Below are 15,850 nucleotides of genomic sequence, written 5' to 3' on the forward strand. Positions count from 1 at the left end.
GCAGCGCCGCATAGGCTTGCCGGATTGCCAGTGGAGCAGTCATGGGCCAGAGCATCAACCTCAACACCTCGCGCATGCAGTGCATCGGTGCCTATCTGGCCAAGCCCAGCGGCACGCCACGCGGCGGCATCGTGGTCGTGCATGAGATCTACGGCATCAATGCGTGGGTCCATTCGGTGGTGGAGCGCTTTGCCGAGGCCGGCTACACCGCAATCGCCCCCGTGTTCTTCGATCACGTCGAGCGCGACGTGGCGCTCGGCTACGACGAGGAGTCGACCCGTCGTGGCCGGCAACTGGTCGGCGAGGTCGGCTTCGAACTGGCCGTCGAGGACGTCGCCAGTGCCGCCGAAGCGATCGCCTCGGCAGGCCGCATCGGCTGCGTCGGGTTTTCCTGGGGCGGCAGCATCGCCCTGCTCGCGGCAACCCGCCTCGCGCTGCCGGCCGTGAGCTATTACGGCAGCCGCAACGTGCGCGTCATGGACGAAGCGGCCCAGGCACCGCTGATGTTCCACTTCGGTGCGCGCGACGACTCGATCCCGCCGGCGGCCATCGCGCGTCATCGCGAGGCCTGGCCGCAGGCCGAGATCTTCGTCTATCCCGGGGCCCGGCATGCGTTCGACCGCGATGGCAGCGCCGAGTACTACCACGCCGACAGTGCGCATCTGGCGCGCCAGCGCACGCTCGACTTCTTCGCCCGCCACCTGTGCGGTGGCGCATGAGCTTCGTGCTCGACGCGCGCCTGGCCGCCGACAGCCATCCGGTCGGCGACCTCGCGCTGTCGCAGCTGCGCCTGTTCGACGACGCGCGTTTTCCGTGGCTGTTGCTCGTGCCGCGCATCGCCGGCGCGCGCGAGCTGATCGACCTCGACCGCGATGACCGCTGCACCCTGCTCGATGAAATCACCGCGGTCGGGCGTGCCTGGGAGACCCTGCTGCAGCCGGACAAGCTCAACATCGCTGCGCTCGGCAATCTCGTGCCGCAGCTGCACGTGCACCTGATCGCGCGCTACGCACACGATTGCGCCTGGCCGCGGCCGGTGTGGGGACAGGGCACGCCGATCGCCTACGAAGCCGCGGCGCGTGACGCGCTGCTGGCGCGCCTGCGTGGCGCCCTGCAGGCACAGCTGGACTGATGCCGACGCTCGCCGCCAGCGGCTGCCAGATCGAGCCATTGGGCGAAGACATCCTGCTGCTGCGTTTCGGCGCTGGCATCGATCGCGACACCAATGCACGCGTGCATGCCGCGGCCGAGCTGTTGCGCCGCGTCGAGATGCCGGGTCTCATCGACCTGATCCCAGCCTACGCCACGCTGGCCCTGCATTACGACGCGCCGTTCTGGGCCGGTCGCGATGGCGAACCGCCGTGGCGGCACCTGGCAGGCACGCTCGAGGCCGTATTCGCCACCCCGCCGCGACTGGCCGCCGACGAGGGTCGTCTGGTCGAGATCCCGGTTTGCTACGGCGGCGAATCGGGACCCGACCTTGCCGCGGTGGCGGCCCATGCCGCGCTCGATGCCGACAGCGTCATCGCGCGCCATGTCGGGCGCGATTATCGCGTGGCGATGCTCGGCTTTGCCGCGGGTTTCCCCTACCTGCTCGGACTCGACCCGGGCCTGCAGATGCCGCGCCGCGCGCAGCCGCGGTTGCGCGTTCCGGCCGGCTCGGTCGCGATCGGCGGCGCCCAGACCGGCATCTATCCGGCGCAATTGCCCGGTGGCTGGCACCTCATCGGGCGCACGCCGCTGCGCCTGTTCGATCCCGCGCGCGCGCAGCCGAGCCTGCTGCTGCCGGGTGACCGCGTGCGGTTCCGCGCCATCGAAGCCGACGAATTCACCCTCCTGGCGGCGGCCACGGCATGAGCCTGACCGTCCTCAAGCCGGGCTTCCTGACCACGCTGCAGGATCGTGGCCGCTACGGCTACGCGGCGCTCGGCGTCGGCCATGCCGGACCGATGGACGGGGTCGCGCACCGCCTGGCCAATGCGCTCGTCGGCAACGACGAGGACGCCGCGGCGCTCGAAATCACCGTGCTCGGGCCGCGCCTGCGCTTCGATGCCGACACCGTCATCGCGCTCACGGGCGCCCCCTTCGACGCTTGCCTCGACGGCGTGCCGGTGGCGCCATGGCAACGCCTGCCGGTCACCGCCGGCGCGGTCCTCGACTGCGGCCGCGCCCGGTGCGGCCAGCGACTGAGCCTCGCGGTGGCGGGCGGCCTGCGCTGCAAGCCATTGCTCGGTTCGCGTGCCACCGACCTCAATGCCGGCTTCGGTGCGCCGCTGCAGCAAGGCGATTCGCTGCTGTTCGTCGCCAGCAGTGCCCCGCGCGCACGCTGGTCGCTCGATCCGCGACCGTGGTTCGACGTCGATCCGAGCCAGCCGCTGCGCCTCATCCGCGGCCACCATTTCGGCGCGCTCGACGGTCCCTCGCGCGCGGCGCTGTACGGCACGAGGTTCCGCATCGGCGCCGCCTCCAATCGCGTCGGCTACCGCCTCGACGGCGCGCGGCTGGCGCTCGAGCGGCCGCTCGAACTCGCCAGCGAGCCCTGCGCCTTCGGCACCGTGCAACTGCCGACCGGCGGCCAACCGATCGTGCTCATGGCCGAGCACCCGGTCACGGGCGGCTATCCACGCATCGGCCAGGTGGCGGCGATCGATCTGCCCCGGCTGGCCCAGCGCGGGCCGGGCGATCCGCTCCACTTCGTCGAAATCGACCTCGACGAGGCGCAGAACCGCTATCTTGAGCGCGAACGTGAACTCTCCCGGCTGCAACAGGCCATCGCCGCCCGACTGCCATGACGCTGCGCATCGACCTCAACAGTGACATCGGTGAATCCTTCGGCGCCTGGCGGATGGGCGATGACGCGGGCGTGCTCGCGCAGGTGAGCTCGGCCAACATCGCCTGCGGCTTCCACGCCGGCGATGCCGACACGATGCAACGCACGGTGGCGCTCGCAGCGCGGCATGGCGTGGCGATCGGTGCCCATGTCGCCCTGCCCGACCTGCAGGGCTTCGGTCGCCGCGAGATGCAGATCGGCGCCGCCGAGGCGCATGCGCTCACGCTGTACCAGATCGGCGCGCTCGCCGCGTTCGCGCGTGCCGCCGGCCAGGTGCTGCATCACGTCAAGCCGCACGGCGCGCTCTACAACATGGCCGCGCGCGACGCCGACCTCGCCGCCGCGATCGCCGGCGCCGTGCATGCGTTCGATCCGGCGCTCGTCCTCGTCGGCCTCGCCGGCAGCGCGCTGCCGCGTGCCGGCGCCGCGCTAGGGCTCAAGGTCGCCCACGAGGCCTTCGCCGATCGCCGCTATCGCGCCGATGGCACGCTGCTGCCGCGCCGCGCGGCCGGCGCGGTCATCGACGACGTCGACGCGGCCGTGGCGCAGGGGCTGGCGATCGCCACCCACGGCCGCGTCATGGCTGACGACGGCAGCCTGCTGCAACTGCGCGCCGACACGCTGTGCGTGCACGGCGACCGGCCCGATGCGGCGCGCTTCGCCGCACGCCTGCGCGAGAGCCTGGGTGCGGCCGGCGTCTCCATCTGCGCGTGCCATGCAAGGATCGACACATGAACTACTGGCCATTGCTTGGCGTCGCCAGCGTCGTCATCGGCTTCGTGCTGCGCCTGAACCCCGTGTTCGTGGTGGTCGTCGCCGGCATCGTCAGCGGCCTGGCGGCCGGCATGGGCATCGGCGACCTGCTGGCCATGCTCGGCAACGCCTTTGTCGGCAATCGCGCGCTGCTGCTCATGGTGATGACGCTGCCGGTGATCGGCCTGCTCGAACACTGCGGCCTGCGCGAACGCGCGCGCGACTGGATCGCCGGGTTCCGCGGCCTCACGCTGACGCGCTTCCTCACCAGCTACCTCGCGCTGCGCCAGATCCTGTCGATGCTCGGCCTCACCAATGTCGCCGGTCACGCCCAGACCGTGCGGCCACTGGTCGCGCCGATGAGTCAGGCCGCTGCCGAACGCAGCACCGGCCCGCTCGCTGCGACCGCCCGCCACGAGGTCGATGCGATGGCCGCCGCCACCGACAACATCGGCCTGTTCTTCGGCGAGGACGTGTTCATCGCGCTCGGTGCGGTGCTGCTGATCCAGGGCTTCTACGCCCAGCACGGCATCGAACTCGAACCGCTCGCGATCGCGCTGTGGGCGCTGCCGACCGCCATCGCGGCCTTCGTGATCCATGCGCTGCGGCTGGTCCATTTCCAGCGCCGGCTCGAGCGGCGCGCGCGCGCCTCGACCGGCACCGACCGCGAACCCGCATGCTGAAACTCACCCACGTCTACGCCCTGCTCGGCGCCTTCCTGCTGTACGCGGCGCTGCTCAACCTGCGCCAGCGGCGCTGGTCCATGGCCGGCTTCTGGGCCATCCTCGCCGGGCCGTTCCTGTTCGGCGACGCGGTGCTGGCCGCCAGCGCCGCAGGCCTGCGCTGGCCGGCACAGGCCATGGGGCTCGGCGTGGTCGGCCTCGGCGTCATGGCAGCGCGCGGCAGGCTAGGCACCACCGCCGAGGATGCCGCAACGCTCGAGGCACGCCGCGCCAGCGCGCAGCGCCTGGGCAATCGACTGTTCGGCCCCGCGCTGGCGATTCCGCTGGTAACGCTGGCGCTGGTGCTGGCCGGACCGTGGCTGCGCTGGGGCGAGCGGCTGCTCGTCGACGCCCACCAGTCGACGCTGACCGCACTGGGCCTGGCCTGTGTCGTCGCCTTCGTGGCCGCCTTGCGCGTCACCCGCGCCGGCCTCGCCACCGGCTTGGGCGAGGGCCGCCGCCTGCTCGATGCGCTCGGCTGGGCCGCGTTGTTGCCGATGCTGCTGGCCACGCTCGGCAGCGTCTTCGCCACCACCGGCGTCGGCGATGCGATCACGGCGCTGGTCGGCGCCGTGATCCCGACCGACAACGCACTGGCCTGCCTCGTCGCGTTCGCGCTCGGCATGGTGCTGTTCACGGTCATCATGGGCAATGCGTTCGCGGCGTTTCCCGTGCTCATGGCCGGCATCGGCCTGCCGCTGCTCGTGCAGCAGCATGGCGCGGCGCCGGCGATCCTCGGCTCGATCGGCATGCTGACCGGCTATTGCGGCACGCTGCTGACGCCGATGGCGGCCAACTTCAACATCGTGCCGGCCGTGCTGCTCGAACTGCCCGACCAGTACGGCGTGATCCGCGCCCAATGGCCGACCGCCCTGATGCTGCTGGCGGTCAACTTCGGACTCATGTGGTGGCTGGTGCTGTGATGAACGACGCGCGTCCGCTGTTGGTCACGGGGTTCGAGCCGTTCGGCGGCGATGGCGCCAACCCGGCGCAGGACATCGTGCGCGCGCTCGACGGCGAGTGGCTCGGCAAGCGCCGTATCGTCACCGCCACGCTGCCGGTCGCATTCGCGCGCGTGGGACCCGTCATCGATGCGCTGCTGGCCGAGCACGATCCGGCGCTCGTGCTCGCGCTCGGGCTGGCGGCCGGCCGCAGCGAACTTTCGTTCGAGCGCGTCGCGATCAATCTCGTCGATGCACGCATCGCCGACAACGACGGCGCCCAGCCGATCGACGAGGCCGTGCTCGCACACGGTCCGCCGGCGCACTTCGCCACGCTGCCGCTCAAGGCGATCGTCGCCGCGCTGCGCGCGCACGGCATTCCGGCCGGACTGTCACTGTCGGCAGGCAGCTATGTCTGCAACCAGGTGTTCTACCTGTTCGCGCAGCGCCTGGCGCAGCGCACGCCGGCGGTGCGCTGCGGCTTTCTGCACCTGCCATGCCTGCCGGCACAGGCCGCGCAGCACGCGGGCCAGCCGAGCATGGCGCTGGCGACGATGCTCGAAGGCGTGCGGCTGACGCTCGCCTGCGCGCTCGCCGTCGAGCACGACCTGCGCGCGAGTGGCGGCACGCTCGCCTGAGCGCGCGACCGCGGCACTCGCGTCGCGCCCGCGCGGGCTCACCCGTTGTGCATGGCGCCGCCAGGCGCGGATGCCGCCGGCGCAAGCGGACCGCCGGCCGCGATGCGCGCCCCGCGCGGCCCCTGCCGCGCCGCGGCAACGGTCGCCCGCGTCCACTGCCGCGCATCGTCGAGCAGGGCGTAGATGCACGGCAGCGCGAGCAGCGTGACGATCGTGGAAAAGGTCAGGCCACCGGCGATCGCGCGCGCCATCGGGTAGTACGGCGGACCGTTGCTCCAGGCCTGCGCGCCGCCGAGCGCGAGCGGCAGCATGCCGAGGATCGCCGTCGCCATCGTCATCAGCACGGGGCGCAGGCGTTCCTGCGCACCGAGCACGAGCGCCTCGCTGCGCGAATGGCCCTCGTGGCGCAGCGTGTTGATGTGCACGATCATCACGATGCCGTTGTTAACGACCACGCCCATGAGGATGAGGATGCCGATCGCGGCCATCAGCGAGAACGTGGTATCGGTGAGCCAGAACAGCCAGAACACGCCGAACACCGAGAACACGAAGGTGGTGAGGATCGCGGCCGGATAGATCAGCGATTCGAACATCGCGCACATCACCACGTACACCAGCAGCAGCGCGATCAGCGTGTTGAACAGCATCTGGTTGCCGGCCTGGTCGGCGCGGTCGAAACCCTGACCGAAGCTCCAGCGGTAACCGGGCGGCCAGGCCAGCGCATCGAGCGCCTTGCGGATGTCGGCCCGGGCGTCGTTCATCGTCTTGCCGTCGGCCAGATTGGCCACGATCTTGAACGCGGTCATGCGGTCCTGGCGCTGGATCGCCGACGGCGTGGCCTGCGAATCGGTGCGCAGCATCGCCAGCAGCGGAACCTGGCTGCCGTCGCTGGCCCGCAGCGTGAAATCCGACAGCCCGTCCATGCTGCGCGTGTCGCTGCCCTGGAAGCGCAGCCACACCGGCAGCTGCCGGTCGTCGGCATGGAAGTCGCGCAGCGGCATGCCGCGCAGCGCGATCTGGATGAAGCTGGCCACGGTCTGCGCATCGAAGCCGTAGCGACGCGCGCGATCTCGATCGACACGCGCCTGCATCTCGCGGTCGCCATTGCCCTGGTCGGGCCGCACGTCGCGCAGGCTCGGCAGGTGCGACAGCACGCCGACCACACTGCCCGACAGTTCGCGCAGCGTCTGCATCGAATCGCCGACCAGGGCGATGTCGACCCCGCCGCTGAGCCCACCATCGCCGTTGCCGTCGAAGCCGATCTGGCCGATCGCCAGCCGCGGCAGGCCGGCGCGGATGTCCTCCTTGATCTGCGCCGCCGGGCGCGTGCTGCCGCGCCCGACGAGCTCGGCCAGCCATTGGCCCAGGCCCGGCTGCGGCGCGGTGAGCAGGATCCGCGTCACCGCCTGGCCCTGCTCGCTGTACCACGAATACACCGACGCGATCTGGAACCGCGCGCGGTTCTCGTCGAGGTATTTCTCGACCTTGACGATCGCCGGCTTGAGGTCAGCGAGGCGGTAGTTGGCGTTGAGCTGGTAGAACAACTGCAACTGGCGCGACTGCCCATCGTCGAACATGTCGTAGCGGGTGCGGGTCATCGGCAGCAGGCTCAGCACGCTCATCGCCACCAGCGCGAACATCGTCCAGCGGCGATGGCACAACGTCCACTCGATGATGCGCCCGTAGCGCGTGCGCAGCCGCGTGATCACGCTGTCACGACCAAGGAAGCGCGGCGCAGGCAGCCGCGAGGCCAGCATCGGCACCAGACTGACCGCCACCAGCCACGATGCCAGGTGCGCGATCGACATCGTGATCGCGACCTGGGCGAGGAAGATCGAGATGTTGTTGGCCTCGCCGAAGATGTTGGGCAGGAACACGATCACGCTCGACAGGGTGCCGGCCGCGATCGCCACGCCCACCACTTGAGTGCCCTGCACGGCGCTGTACCACGGCCGCTCGGGAAACTTCTCGCGGTACTGGTAGATGCTTTCGACCACCACCACCGCGTTGTCGACCAGCATGCCGACCGCCAGCAGCAGGCCCATCATCGACAGCACGTTGAGGCTGATGCCGAGAAAATGCATGCAGCCGAGCGTGATGACGAAGCAGATCGGAATCGCCAGCGACACCATCAGCGTCGAGGCCCAGTCGCGCAGGAAGAAGAACAGCACGAGCACCGACAGCAGCGTGCCCTCGAGCCCGGCACGCCCCAGTTGCGACAGTGCGCCGGTGACGTTGTCGGCCTGGTTCTCCATCGCATAGACCTGGATGCCGGCCAGCTCGGGCGAGGTCTGGATCTGCCGCACGCGCGCCATCACCGCGCTGCCGATGTCGACCAGGTTGGCGTTGCGTTCACGGCGGATGTCGATGCCGACGGCCGGTTTGCCATCGAGGCGACGCGCGAACTCGACCCGCGCTGGGCGCAGGCTGACGCTGGCGATGTCGCCGAGCTTGAGGCCGCTGGCGTCGACCGGCACGGCGCGGATGTCGTCGAGGCTGCGCCACTGCCCCTGCGGCTCGACCCGCAGGCGCCGACCGGCCGCGTCGATCTGCCCGGCCGACAGCGAGAAGTTGGCCGCCTGCAGGCGCTGGTAGAGCTCGTTGAGCGCGATGTGATGCGCGGCGAGCCGATCGGCCGACAGCTCGATCTGCACTTCCGGCTTGCCGATGCCGGAAATCTCCACGCTGGCTACGCCGGGAATGCGCTCGAGCGGCCGCTTGATCTCGCGATCGATGAGTTCCCATGCATTGGCAAGGTCGGCGCCGCGCGAGGCGATGCGCAACTGCAGCACCGGCTGGTCGGCAGTCGAGAACTTCTGCACGAAATAGCGCTGCAGGTCGGATGGCAGCTCGGCGCGGATCGCGTCGATGCGCTCGCGCGCCTGCACCGCCTTGATCGCGATCGGCTCGCCCCACTTGAATTCGAGGAACACCTGCGCCGATTCGGCCGCCGACGAGGACTGCATACGCTTGATGCCGGGCAGCGTCGCCAACGCCTCCTCGATCGGGCGCGTGATCGTGCGTTCGATCTCGGCCGGCGTGGAGCCCGGATACGGCACCTGCACGAACAGGAACGGCGCGTCGATCGACGGAAACTGCTCCAGCGGCAAGCGAAATGCCGCGATCAGGCCGATCGCGAACATCGACACGAAGAACATGATCGCGGTGACGGGGCGACGCAGGCTGAGTTCGGCCAACGTCATGCCGGCGACTCCGCCAGCGGCGCGCCGGGTGCACCGGCAGCGCGAACCACGCTCGCTGCCGCCGACTCGTCGCGATCCGGGCTGACCGCCTGCGCCGCTCGCGCGCGCGCCGCGTACCACGCATCGCCGCGCCGATCGAGCAGGTCGTACACCACCGGCACCACCACTAGCGTGAGCAGGGTCGACACCGCCAGGCCACCGATCACCGTCAGCGCCATCGGCGCGCGCACTTCGGCGCCCTCGCCCCAGCCCAGCGCCAACGGCGCGAAGCCGAACAGCGTGCACAGCGTCGTCATCACGATCGGCCGCAGGCGCGACTCGGCCGCCTGCGCCAGCGCCTCGCGCTTGGCCACGCCGGCCTCGCGCAACTGGTTGACGCGATCGATCAGCACGATCGCGTTCTTGACCACGATGCCGACCAGCATGATGAGGCCGATGAACACCACCACCGACACCGCCGAACCCGACAGCTTGAGCGCGAGCACCGCACCGACTGCCGCCAGCGGAATCGAGAACATGATGACGAACGGATGCAGCAGCGACTCGAACTGCGAAGCCATCACGAGGTAGACGAGGAAGATCGCAAGGCCGAGCGCGAACAGCAGCGAATGCACCGACGCATCGAGCTCTTCGCTCTGTCCGCCGACGTGCACCTTGACCCCGGCCGCCAGCGGATGACTGGCGACGATGCGCTCGACCTCGGCCACCGCACTGCCCAGGTCGCCGTGGCGCAGGTTGGCCGACACGATCGCCACGCGCTCCTGGCTGACGCGGTGGATCTCGCTCGGACCCTGGGTCGCCACCACCTCGGCCACGGCCGACAGGCGGATCGGCACATCGCCACTGCTGCGCGCACTGTCGCTGAGCGCCGTGCCGGTGCTGCTACCGGTTCCGCTGCCGGTGCCGCTGCGACTGGCGGCGGCCGGCGCGACGTAACCGATGACGAGATTGCCGATGTCGGCGACGCTGGCGCGATCATCGGCGCGCGCACGCACCAGCACGTCGATCTTGCGGTCGCGGAAGTCGTAGCGCGTGGCCACCTCGCCCTTGACCTTGCGCACGATGCGATCGGCGATATCGCGCGTGGTGAGGCCGAGCGCGGCGGCGCGGTCCTGGTCGAAGCGGATCTGCACCTCGGGATAGCCGCCTTCGACCGTCGACTTGACGTCGGCAAAGCGCGGCGAGGCGCGCATGAGTTCGCCGAGGCGCTGGCCGGCCTTGGCCAGCGCATCGAGATCGTAACCGCGGATTTCGACCTCGAGCGGCGCGGCAAAACTGAACAGCTGCGGTCGCGCGAACTTGACGCTCGCATCGCGGCGCGGCAGGTCGCTGCGCAGGCGCTCGATCGCGGCGGCCTCGATCGCCTTGCCGCCACCATCGGTCAGCGCGATCGACAGCCGCGCGATGTTCTCGCCCGACTCGGTCGGATTGGCATCGAGCCGCGTGCCGCTGCCGGCCACGCCATAGATCGAGGCCACGCCGGGATCCTGCGCATGTCGCGAGGCAATCGTCGCGACCACACGATCGGTCTCGGCCAGCGGCGTGCCGGGCGGCAACGTCACGGTCATGTCGAAGCGGCCCTGCGCCAGTTGCGGAATGAGGTCGAGGCCGAGCGTCGGCACCAGCGCGAGCGTGCCGGCCAGCGCCAGCGCAGCCGTGCCAAGCACGCGCCACGGATGGGCCAGCGCGCGAGGCAGCAGGCGGTGGTAGGCCCGCGCCGCGCGATCGTAGGTACCGACGACGAGCCAACCGAGCAGCGCCAGGCCACGCCGCGCGACCCAGCCCAGCGCCACCAGCAGCGCTGCGACGAGGACGCCGAGCGGCCACCACGCGGCCAGCAGCACAAGCGCCGGCAGGCGCAGCGGCAGGGTCGCGATGAACCAGCGGCGGCGCGAGGGGCCGCTGCCGTCGAGCGGCCAACGCCACAGTGCGCGCAGCCGCGCAGCCGCCTCGCGCAGTCGTTCGCGCGGTGCCGCAGTGGCCTCGCCGCGCAGCAGTCGCGCGGCGGCGAACAGCACCCGCACGAGAACGCCGAGCAGGCCGCCGAGCGCGACCAGCACGCACACGAGCACGAAATAGATCGCCGCCGCCGGCACGCGCAGCGGCAGGCTCAGCGCGAACAGGGCCATGCCTGCGGCACCGCGCCGACCGCGCAGCGGCCACACCAGCAGCGCGCCGGCGCCGCTCCAGGCGGTGCGCCACAACGAACCGCCACCGGCGGGCTCGTCCGGCCACGCCAATGGCGCGCGGCCCTTGAGCGAAGCGAGCATCGGGATCAGGCTCATCGCCACCAGCAGCGACACCAGCATCGCGAACGTGATCGTCAGGGCCTGGTCGCGGAACAACTGACCCGCCACGCCCTGCACGAACACGAGCGGAAAGAACACCGCCACCGTGGTCAGCGTCGACGCAGTGACCGCCATGCCGACCTCACGCGCGCCCTGCACCGCCGCCGCCACCACGCCGAGGCCACGCTCGCGCAGCCGCGCGATGTTCTCCAGCACCACGATCGAATCGTCGACCACCATGCCGGTGGCCAGCGCGAGCCCGCCCAGCGACATGACGTTGAGCGACAGGTGCAACTGGTCCATGAAGAAGAAGGTCGCGATCAGCGACACCGGCAGCGACAGCGAGACGATGAACGTGCTCCAGCCGTCACCGAGGAACAGCAGGATGATGAGGATCGCCAGCGCACCGCCGATCAGCGCGTCCTTTTCGACGTCGTGCAGCGCCGCCTCGATGAAGGTCGATTGGTCCTCGATCGTGGTGAGGCTGGCGCCGGCCGGCAGACTCGCGGCAAGCCGATCGAGTTCGGCGCGCACCGCCTTGGCCACGCTGACGGTGTTGGCGTCGCCTTCCTTGTAGATGGCCAGCTCGATCGCCTCGCGGCCATCGATGCGCACGATGCCTTCGCGCTCCTTGTGACCCTGGCGCACCTGGGCAATGTCCTTGAGACGGATCGGCACGCCGGCGTCGATGCGGATCACGAGGTTGCGGATCTCGTCGAGCGAACGGAACTGGTTGACCGTGCGCACGAGGAAGCGTTGGCTGCCCTCGTCGATGCGGCCGCCCGAGGCGTTGACGTTCTCGTTCTTCAGCCGCGTGTTGACCTCGTCGATGTCGATGCCCAGGCGCGCCAGTTGCTGCTGGTCGATCAGCACCTCGATCTCGTCCTCGAGGCCGCCGCCAACCTTGACCGCCGCCACGCCAGCCACCGGCGCCAGGTGCTTCTTCAGATCCTCGTCGGCATAGCGCCGCAGTTGCTTGAGCTGCACCTCGCCGGTCGCGGCGCCGGCGCGCATGGCCAGGCCCAGCCGCAGGATCGGATCGGTCGAAGGATTGAAGCGCAGCAGCAGCGGCTTGTTCGCTTCCAGCGGCAACTGCACGCTGTCGAGCTTGTCGCGCACTTCGAGGCTGGCCATGTCCATGTCGGTGCCCCAGGCGAACTCGAGCACGACATCGGACTGCCCCGTGCGCGAGACCGAATGCACCCTGCGCACGTTCTTGACCACGCCGACCGCTTCCTCGATCGGCTGGCTGACGAGGTTCTCGATCTCGGCCGGCGCCGCACCTTCGTAATCGGTACGCACCGTGAGCGTGGGATAGGACAGGTCGGGCAACAGGTTGACCTTGAGGCCCGCCAGGCCAATCACGCCGAACAGCACCAGAGTCACGGTCAGCATGCCGACCGTGACGCGGCGCCGGGTGGCGAATTCGGGCAGGTTCACCGCGCCGATCCCGCATCCGCGTGCAGAGCCAACGCACCGACCGCGGCGGTGCCGGCATCGAGCACCTGCACCTGGGTGCCGTCGCGCACGGCATTGCGACCGACCGTGATCACGCGCTCGCCGGCGCTGATGCCTTCACGCACCTCGATGCGATCGCCATCGGCATAACCGACCTTGACCACGCGGCGCTTGGCCACGAACGAAGGTGGTGCTGCCTTGTCGGCAGCCTTGCCCGCGGCAGGCGCCGCGGCGGGCGCCGGCTCCACCACGAACAGCGAGGTCTCGCCATCCTCCTCGGCGATCGCGTTGCGCGGCACCACCAGCGCATCGTGGCGCTGGTCATAGGCCACCTCGATGCGGCCGAACATGCCGGGCTTGAGCGTGCGGGTGGAATCGCGGAATTCGCAGGTCGCGCGGAAGGTGCCGCTGCTGGCATCGACCACCGGCGCGATGCGCGCGATCACGCCATCGAACACTTGCGTCGGCAGCGCATCGACGCGCATGCGCACGCCCTGCCCGGCCTTGAGCGTGTCGAGATCGCGTTCGGGCACGTTGAGCACGGCCTGCAGCGGATCGAGATCGACGATGTCGAACAGCGCCTGGTTGAGCTGCACGAGGTTGCCGACCTTGACCGAGCGCCGCGCGATCACGCCCGAGATCGGCGCCACCACGCGCGTGTACGACAGCTCGAGCTGCGCGCCGGCGACCACGGCCTTCTGCGCCTCGAGGTCATAGTGCAGGCTGTCGTAGTCGGACTTGGGGGTGATCTTGAGCGCGTAACCGCGCTCGGCCTTGTCGAAGGCCGCCTGCGCCTTGCGCAGCGTCGCCGTGGCCTGGGCGAGCTTGTTGTTCGCCGCGTCGGCATCGAGCTGCGCGAGCACTTGTCCCTGCTGCACGCGGCTGCCTTCCTCGGCAAGGATCTTGAGTACGACCGCGCTGGTCTTGGCCACCACCTGCGCCTCGCCGACCGCCTCGAGCGTGGCCGTACCCGAATAGTTGGCCGTGATCGACTGCTGGCTGGCGCGAACCGCCTCCACCGGTACCGCATTGCGCGCGTCGGCCTGCTTGTCAGCCGCCGCGGCACCACCGCCGCCGCAGCCGCCGAGCGACACGGCCAGAGCGCCCGCGAACAGCGCGGAGATCGCGCCACCGCCATGGCCTTGACCCAATAAACTCTTGAAAATCATGACGCTGCGCCCGTGTAAAATATCTGGTGTTGTACCTTACTAAAACACCAGACAAGGGCGCATGGGCCGCAAGTCACGCAGGTCGCAAGTCATGCCTGCCGATGGCGGCGACGAGGCTGCGCGCCAGCCGCCGACCACGCGCCCGGACCGTCACGCCGGGCAGCCGCAGGCAGCGCGGTTCGCGCCTGGCCCACGGCGGCGCGCCTCCGGCCTGGGCACGGTCGCCGGCGCGCAGCCAATGGCGATGCCGCCGCGAGCGGTGCCCAGTTCACCGACGCGACGCCGATGACCGTGAGCGTGCCGCTCGCCAACGTGTCGGTGTGACCACTGCCCTCACGACAGGCCAAACCGAGCGGACCCGCATCGGCAACATTGCCTGCACCCTGCAAGGTCACGCAGCGCTCGCCACTGGACTCGATCCCGACACGATGGGTCACGTCATCCATCGCCGCACCGCCCAGCGTGCAGTCGAGGATGCACCGCCTCGTTCCACGCCGAGCCAGCCCCGCTGCTCGCCAGCTGCGCAAGACAAACCCCAGCGGCGACATCCACGGCAACGCCGGCGATCGATCGCCGGCTCGCGCCAACGCGTCGGCCCGGTGCGCGGGCAGCCGCATCACCGCCGCGTCGCGTGCAGGTGCGGATCAGCGCCCCACGATCGCCCCCGACCGGCCGTGCCACACGCGATGCGCCTTGATCCAGGTCAGGTTTGCAGTAGTAGCCGGCGCGCTTTGATGGCTATACTTGCGTGACCTGCTTTTCCCATCTATCGCTGCGGGACGATCCGATGATTCGAGCGACTTGCCTTGTGCTGCTCCTGACCATGGCTTCCACCACCGCGCTGGCCGCGGACAAGGGCGACGCTGCTGCCGGCAGGACCAAGGCCTACACCTGTTCCGGCTGCCATGGCATCGAAGGCTGGAAGAATCCCTACCCGAACTATCACGTCCCGCGCATCGGTGGCCAGAACTACGACTACCTCGTCAATGCGCTGACCGAATACCAGAAGGGCGAGCGCGCCCATCCGACCATGCAGGCCCAGGCGCAGAGCATGTCCGACCAGGACATCCGCGACATCGCCACCTTCCTCGCCGGCATCGCGCCGTAAGCGCCCCAACCAGGACAGCCATCCCATGACGCGCATCTTTGCATCGCTCGCGATTTCGACCTTGGCCGTGCTCGCCACTCCGGCGCTGGCCAAGGGTGACCTCGACGCCGGCAAGGCCAAGGCGATCGCCTGCCAGGCCTGCCACGGCACCGACGGCAACGCCGGGATCGACCCGCAGTACCCGCGCCTGGCCGGCCAGTATCGCGACTACCTGGCTCGCGCCCTGCACGAGTATCGATCGGGCAAGCGCACCAACCCGATCATGGCCGGCTTCGCCGGGCCGCTCAGCGATCAGGAAATCGACGATCTGGCCGCCTATTTCTCCTCGCTGCCGGGCAAGCTGTCGACGCTGCACGGCCACGTCCAGGGCCAATAGGCCGCGCGATGCCCGACCGCTCGCTGCCCGCGCTGCTTGCCAGCCACTGCGTGCCGCGCCGCGGCGCGGCCGACGCGGTCGATGCCGCCACTGCCCGGCAGTGGCTGGCGGTGCTGCCGGACTGGCACATCGACACGGGAACAGGCGGGATCCGCAAGGCGTTCGCCTTCGCCGACTACTTCCACACGATGGCGTTCGTCAACGCGGTGGCCTCGATCGCGCACCGTGAGGACCATCACCCGGAGCTGGACGTGAGCTACAACCGCGTCGCGGTGCACTACTCCACGCACGACGTCGGCGGCCTCTCGCTCAACGACTTCATCTGCGCCGCCAAGGTCGACGACCTGCGCGCAGGCTGAGCCCA

14 protein-coding genes are annotated in these 15,850 nt (G+C 69.9%); 11 read left to right on the plus strand and 3 right to left on the minus strand.

What is annotated here, in order from left to right; genetic code table 11:
- The first annotated feature begins 41 nt into the window (after nucleotides 1–41).
- From KF903_RS07410 to pcp, 8 genes are read left to right on the plus strand one after another with little or no spacing between them, the layout of a single operon-like run.
- Nucleotides 42–719, plus strand: a complete 678-nt coding sequence (locus tag KF903_RS07410) for a dienelactone hydrolase family protein (protein ID WP_291213164.1) — start codon at nucleotides 42–44, stop codon at nucleotides 717–719.
- Nucleotides 716–1,132 (plus strand): HIT family protein, encoded by a 417-nt coding sequence (locus KF903_RS07415; protein WP_291213167.1) that lies wholly within the window; start codon nucleotides 716–718, stop codon nucleotides 1,130–1,132. The genes KF903_RS07410 and KF903_RS07415 overlap by 4 nt, the downstream gene beginning before the upstream one ends.
- Nucleotides 1,132–1,857: a 5-oxoprolinase subunit PxpB gene (pxpB, locus tag KF903_RS07420; RefSeq protein ID WP_291213170.1), complete on the plus strand. Its 726-nt coding sequence runs from the start codon at nucleotides 1,132–1,134 to the stop codon at nucleotides 1,855–1,857. The genes KF903_RS07415 and pxpB overlap by 1 nt, the downstream gene beginning before the upstream one ends.
- Nucleotides 1,854–2,792, plus strand: a complete 939-nt coding sequence (locus KF903_RS07425) for a biotin-dependent carboxyltransferase family protein (RefSeq protein WP_291213174.1) — start codon at nucleotides 1,854–1,856, stop codon at nucleotides 2,790–2,792. Before pxpB ends, KF903_RS07425 begins: the two co-directional genes overlap by 4 nt.
- Nucleotides 2,789–3,565: a 5-oxoprolinase subunit PxpA gene (locus KF903_RS07430; protein WP_291213175.1), complete on the plus strand. Its 777-nt coding sequence runs from the start codon at nucleotides 2,789–2,791 to the stop codon at nucleotides 3,563–3,565. Before KF903_RS07425 ends, KF903_RS07430 begins: the two co-directional genes overlap by 4 nt.
- A complete protein-coding gene (locus tag KF903_RS07435) occupies nucleotides 3,562–4,266 on the plus strand; it encodes a DUF969 domain-containing protein (RefSeq protein WP_291213177.1) in 705 nt (234 codons plus the stop codon). Before KF903_RS07430 ends, KF903_RS07435 begins: the two co-directional genes overlap by 4 nt.
- Entirely contained in the window at nucleotides 4,260–5,228 is a 969-nt protein-coding gene (locus tag KF903_RS07440) for a DUF979 domain-containing protein (RefSeq protein ID WP_291213180.1), read from the plus strand. The genes KF903_RS07435 and KF903_RS07440 overlap by 7 nt, the downstream gene beginning before the upstream one ends.
- Complete coding sequence (pcp, locus tag KF903_RS07445; protein WP_291213182.1) at nucleotides 5,228–5,884, plus strand: pyroglutamyl-peptidase I; 657 nt, start codon at nucleotides 5,228–5,230, stop codon at nucleotides 5,882–5,884. The genes KF903_RS07440 and pcp overlap by 1 nt, the downstream gene beginning before the upstream one ends.
- 38 nt (nucleotides 5,885–5,922) lie before the next feature.
- Here the strand turns inward: pcp and KF903_RS07450 are convergent, their stop codons facing one another.
- Genes KF903_RS07450 through KF903_RS07460 form a run of 3 tightly spaced genes read right to left on the minus strand, consistent with a single transcriptional unit; the run spans nucleotide 5,923 to nucleotide 14,002 of the window.
- The gene (locus KF903_RS07450) at nucleotides 5,923–9,087 is read right to left on the minus strand and encodes an efflux RND transporter permease subunit (RefSeq protein ID WP_291213185.1); all 3,165 of its coding nucleotides are present in this window, start codon (nucleotides 9,085–9,087) and stop codon (nucleotides 5,923–5,925) included.
- On the minus strand, nucleotides 9,084–12,815 hold the full coding sequence (locus KF903_RS07455) for an efflux RND transporter permease subunit (protein WP_291213187.1): 3,732 nt from the start codon (nucleotides 12,813–12,815) through the stop codon (nucleotides 9,084–9,086). Before KF903_RS07455 ends, KF903_RS07450 begins: the two co-directional genes overlap by 4 nt.
- Complete coding sequence (locus tag KF903_RS07460; protein WP_291213189.1) at nucleotides 12,812–14,002, minus strand: efflux RND transporter periplasmic adaptor subunit; 1,191 nt, start codon at nucleotides 14,000–14,002, stop codon at nucleotides 12,812–12,814. Before KF903_RS07460 ends, KF903_RS07455 begins: the two co-directional genes overlap by 4 nt.
- Before the next feature lie 823 nt (nucleotides 14,003–14,825).
- On the opposite strand from KF903_RS07460, the gene KF903_RS07465 reads away from it, so the two are divergent.
- From KF903_RS07465 to KF903_RS07475, 3 genes are read left to right on the plus strand one after another with little or no spacing between them, the layout of a single operon-like run.
- Nucleotides 14,826–15,110: a c-type cytochrome gene (locus KF903_RS07465; protein WP_291213192.1), complete on the plus strand. Its 285-nt coding sequence runs from the start codon at nucleotides 14,826–14,828 to the stop codon at nucleotides 15,108–15,110.
- 25 nt (nucleotides 15,111–15,135) lie between these two features.
- Nucleotides 15,136–15,486 (plus strand): cytochrome c, encoded by a 351-nt coding sequence (locus KF903_RS07470; RefSeq protein WP_291213195.1) that lies wholly within the window; start codon nucleotides 15,136–15,138, stop codon nucleotides 15,484–15,486.
- 8 nt (nucleotides 15,487–15,494) lie between these two features.
- The gene (locus KF903_RS07475) at nucleotides 15,495–15,845 is read left to right on the plus strand and encodes a 4a-hydroxytetrahydrobiopterin dehydratase (protein ID WP_291213198.1); all 351 of its coding nucleotides are present in this window, start codon (nucleotides 15,495–15,497) and stop codon (nucleotides 15,843–15,845) included.
- The last annotated feature ends 5 nt before the right edge of the window (nucleotides 15,846–15,850 follow it).

Source organism: Dokdonella sp., assembly GCF_019634845.1.
Taxonomy (GTDB): Bacteria; Pseudomonadota; Gammaproteobacteria; order Xanthomonadales; family Rhodanobacteraceae; genus Dokdonella_A.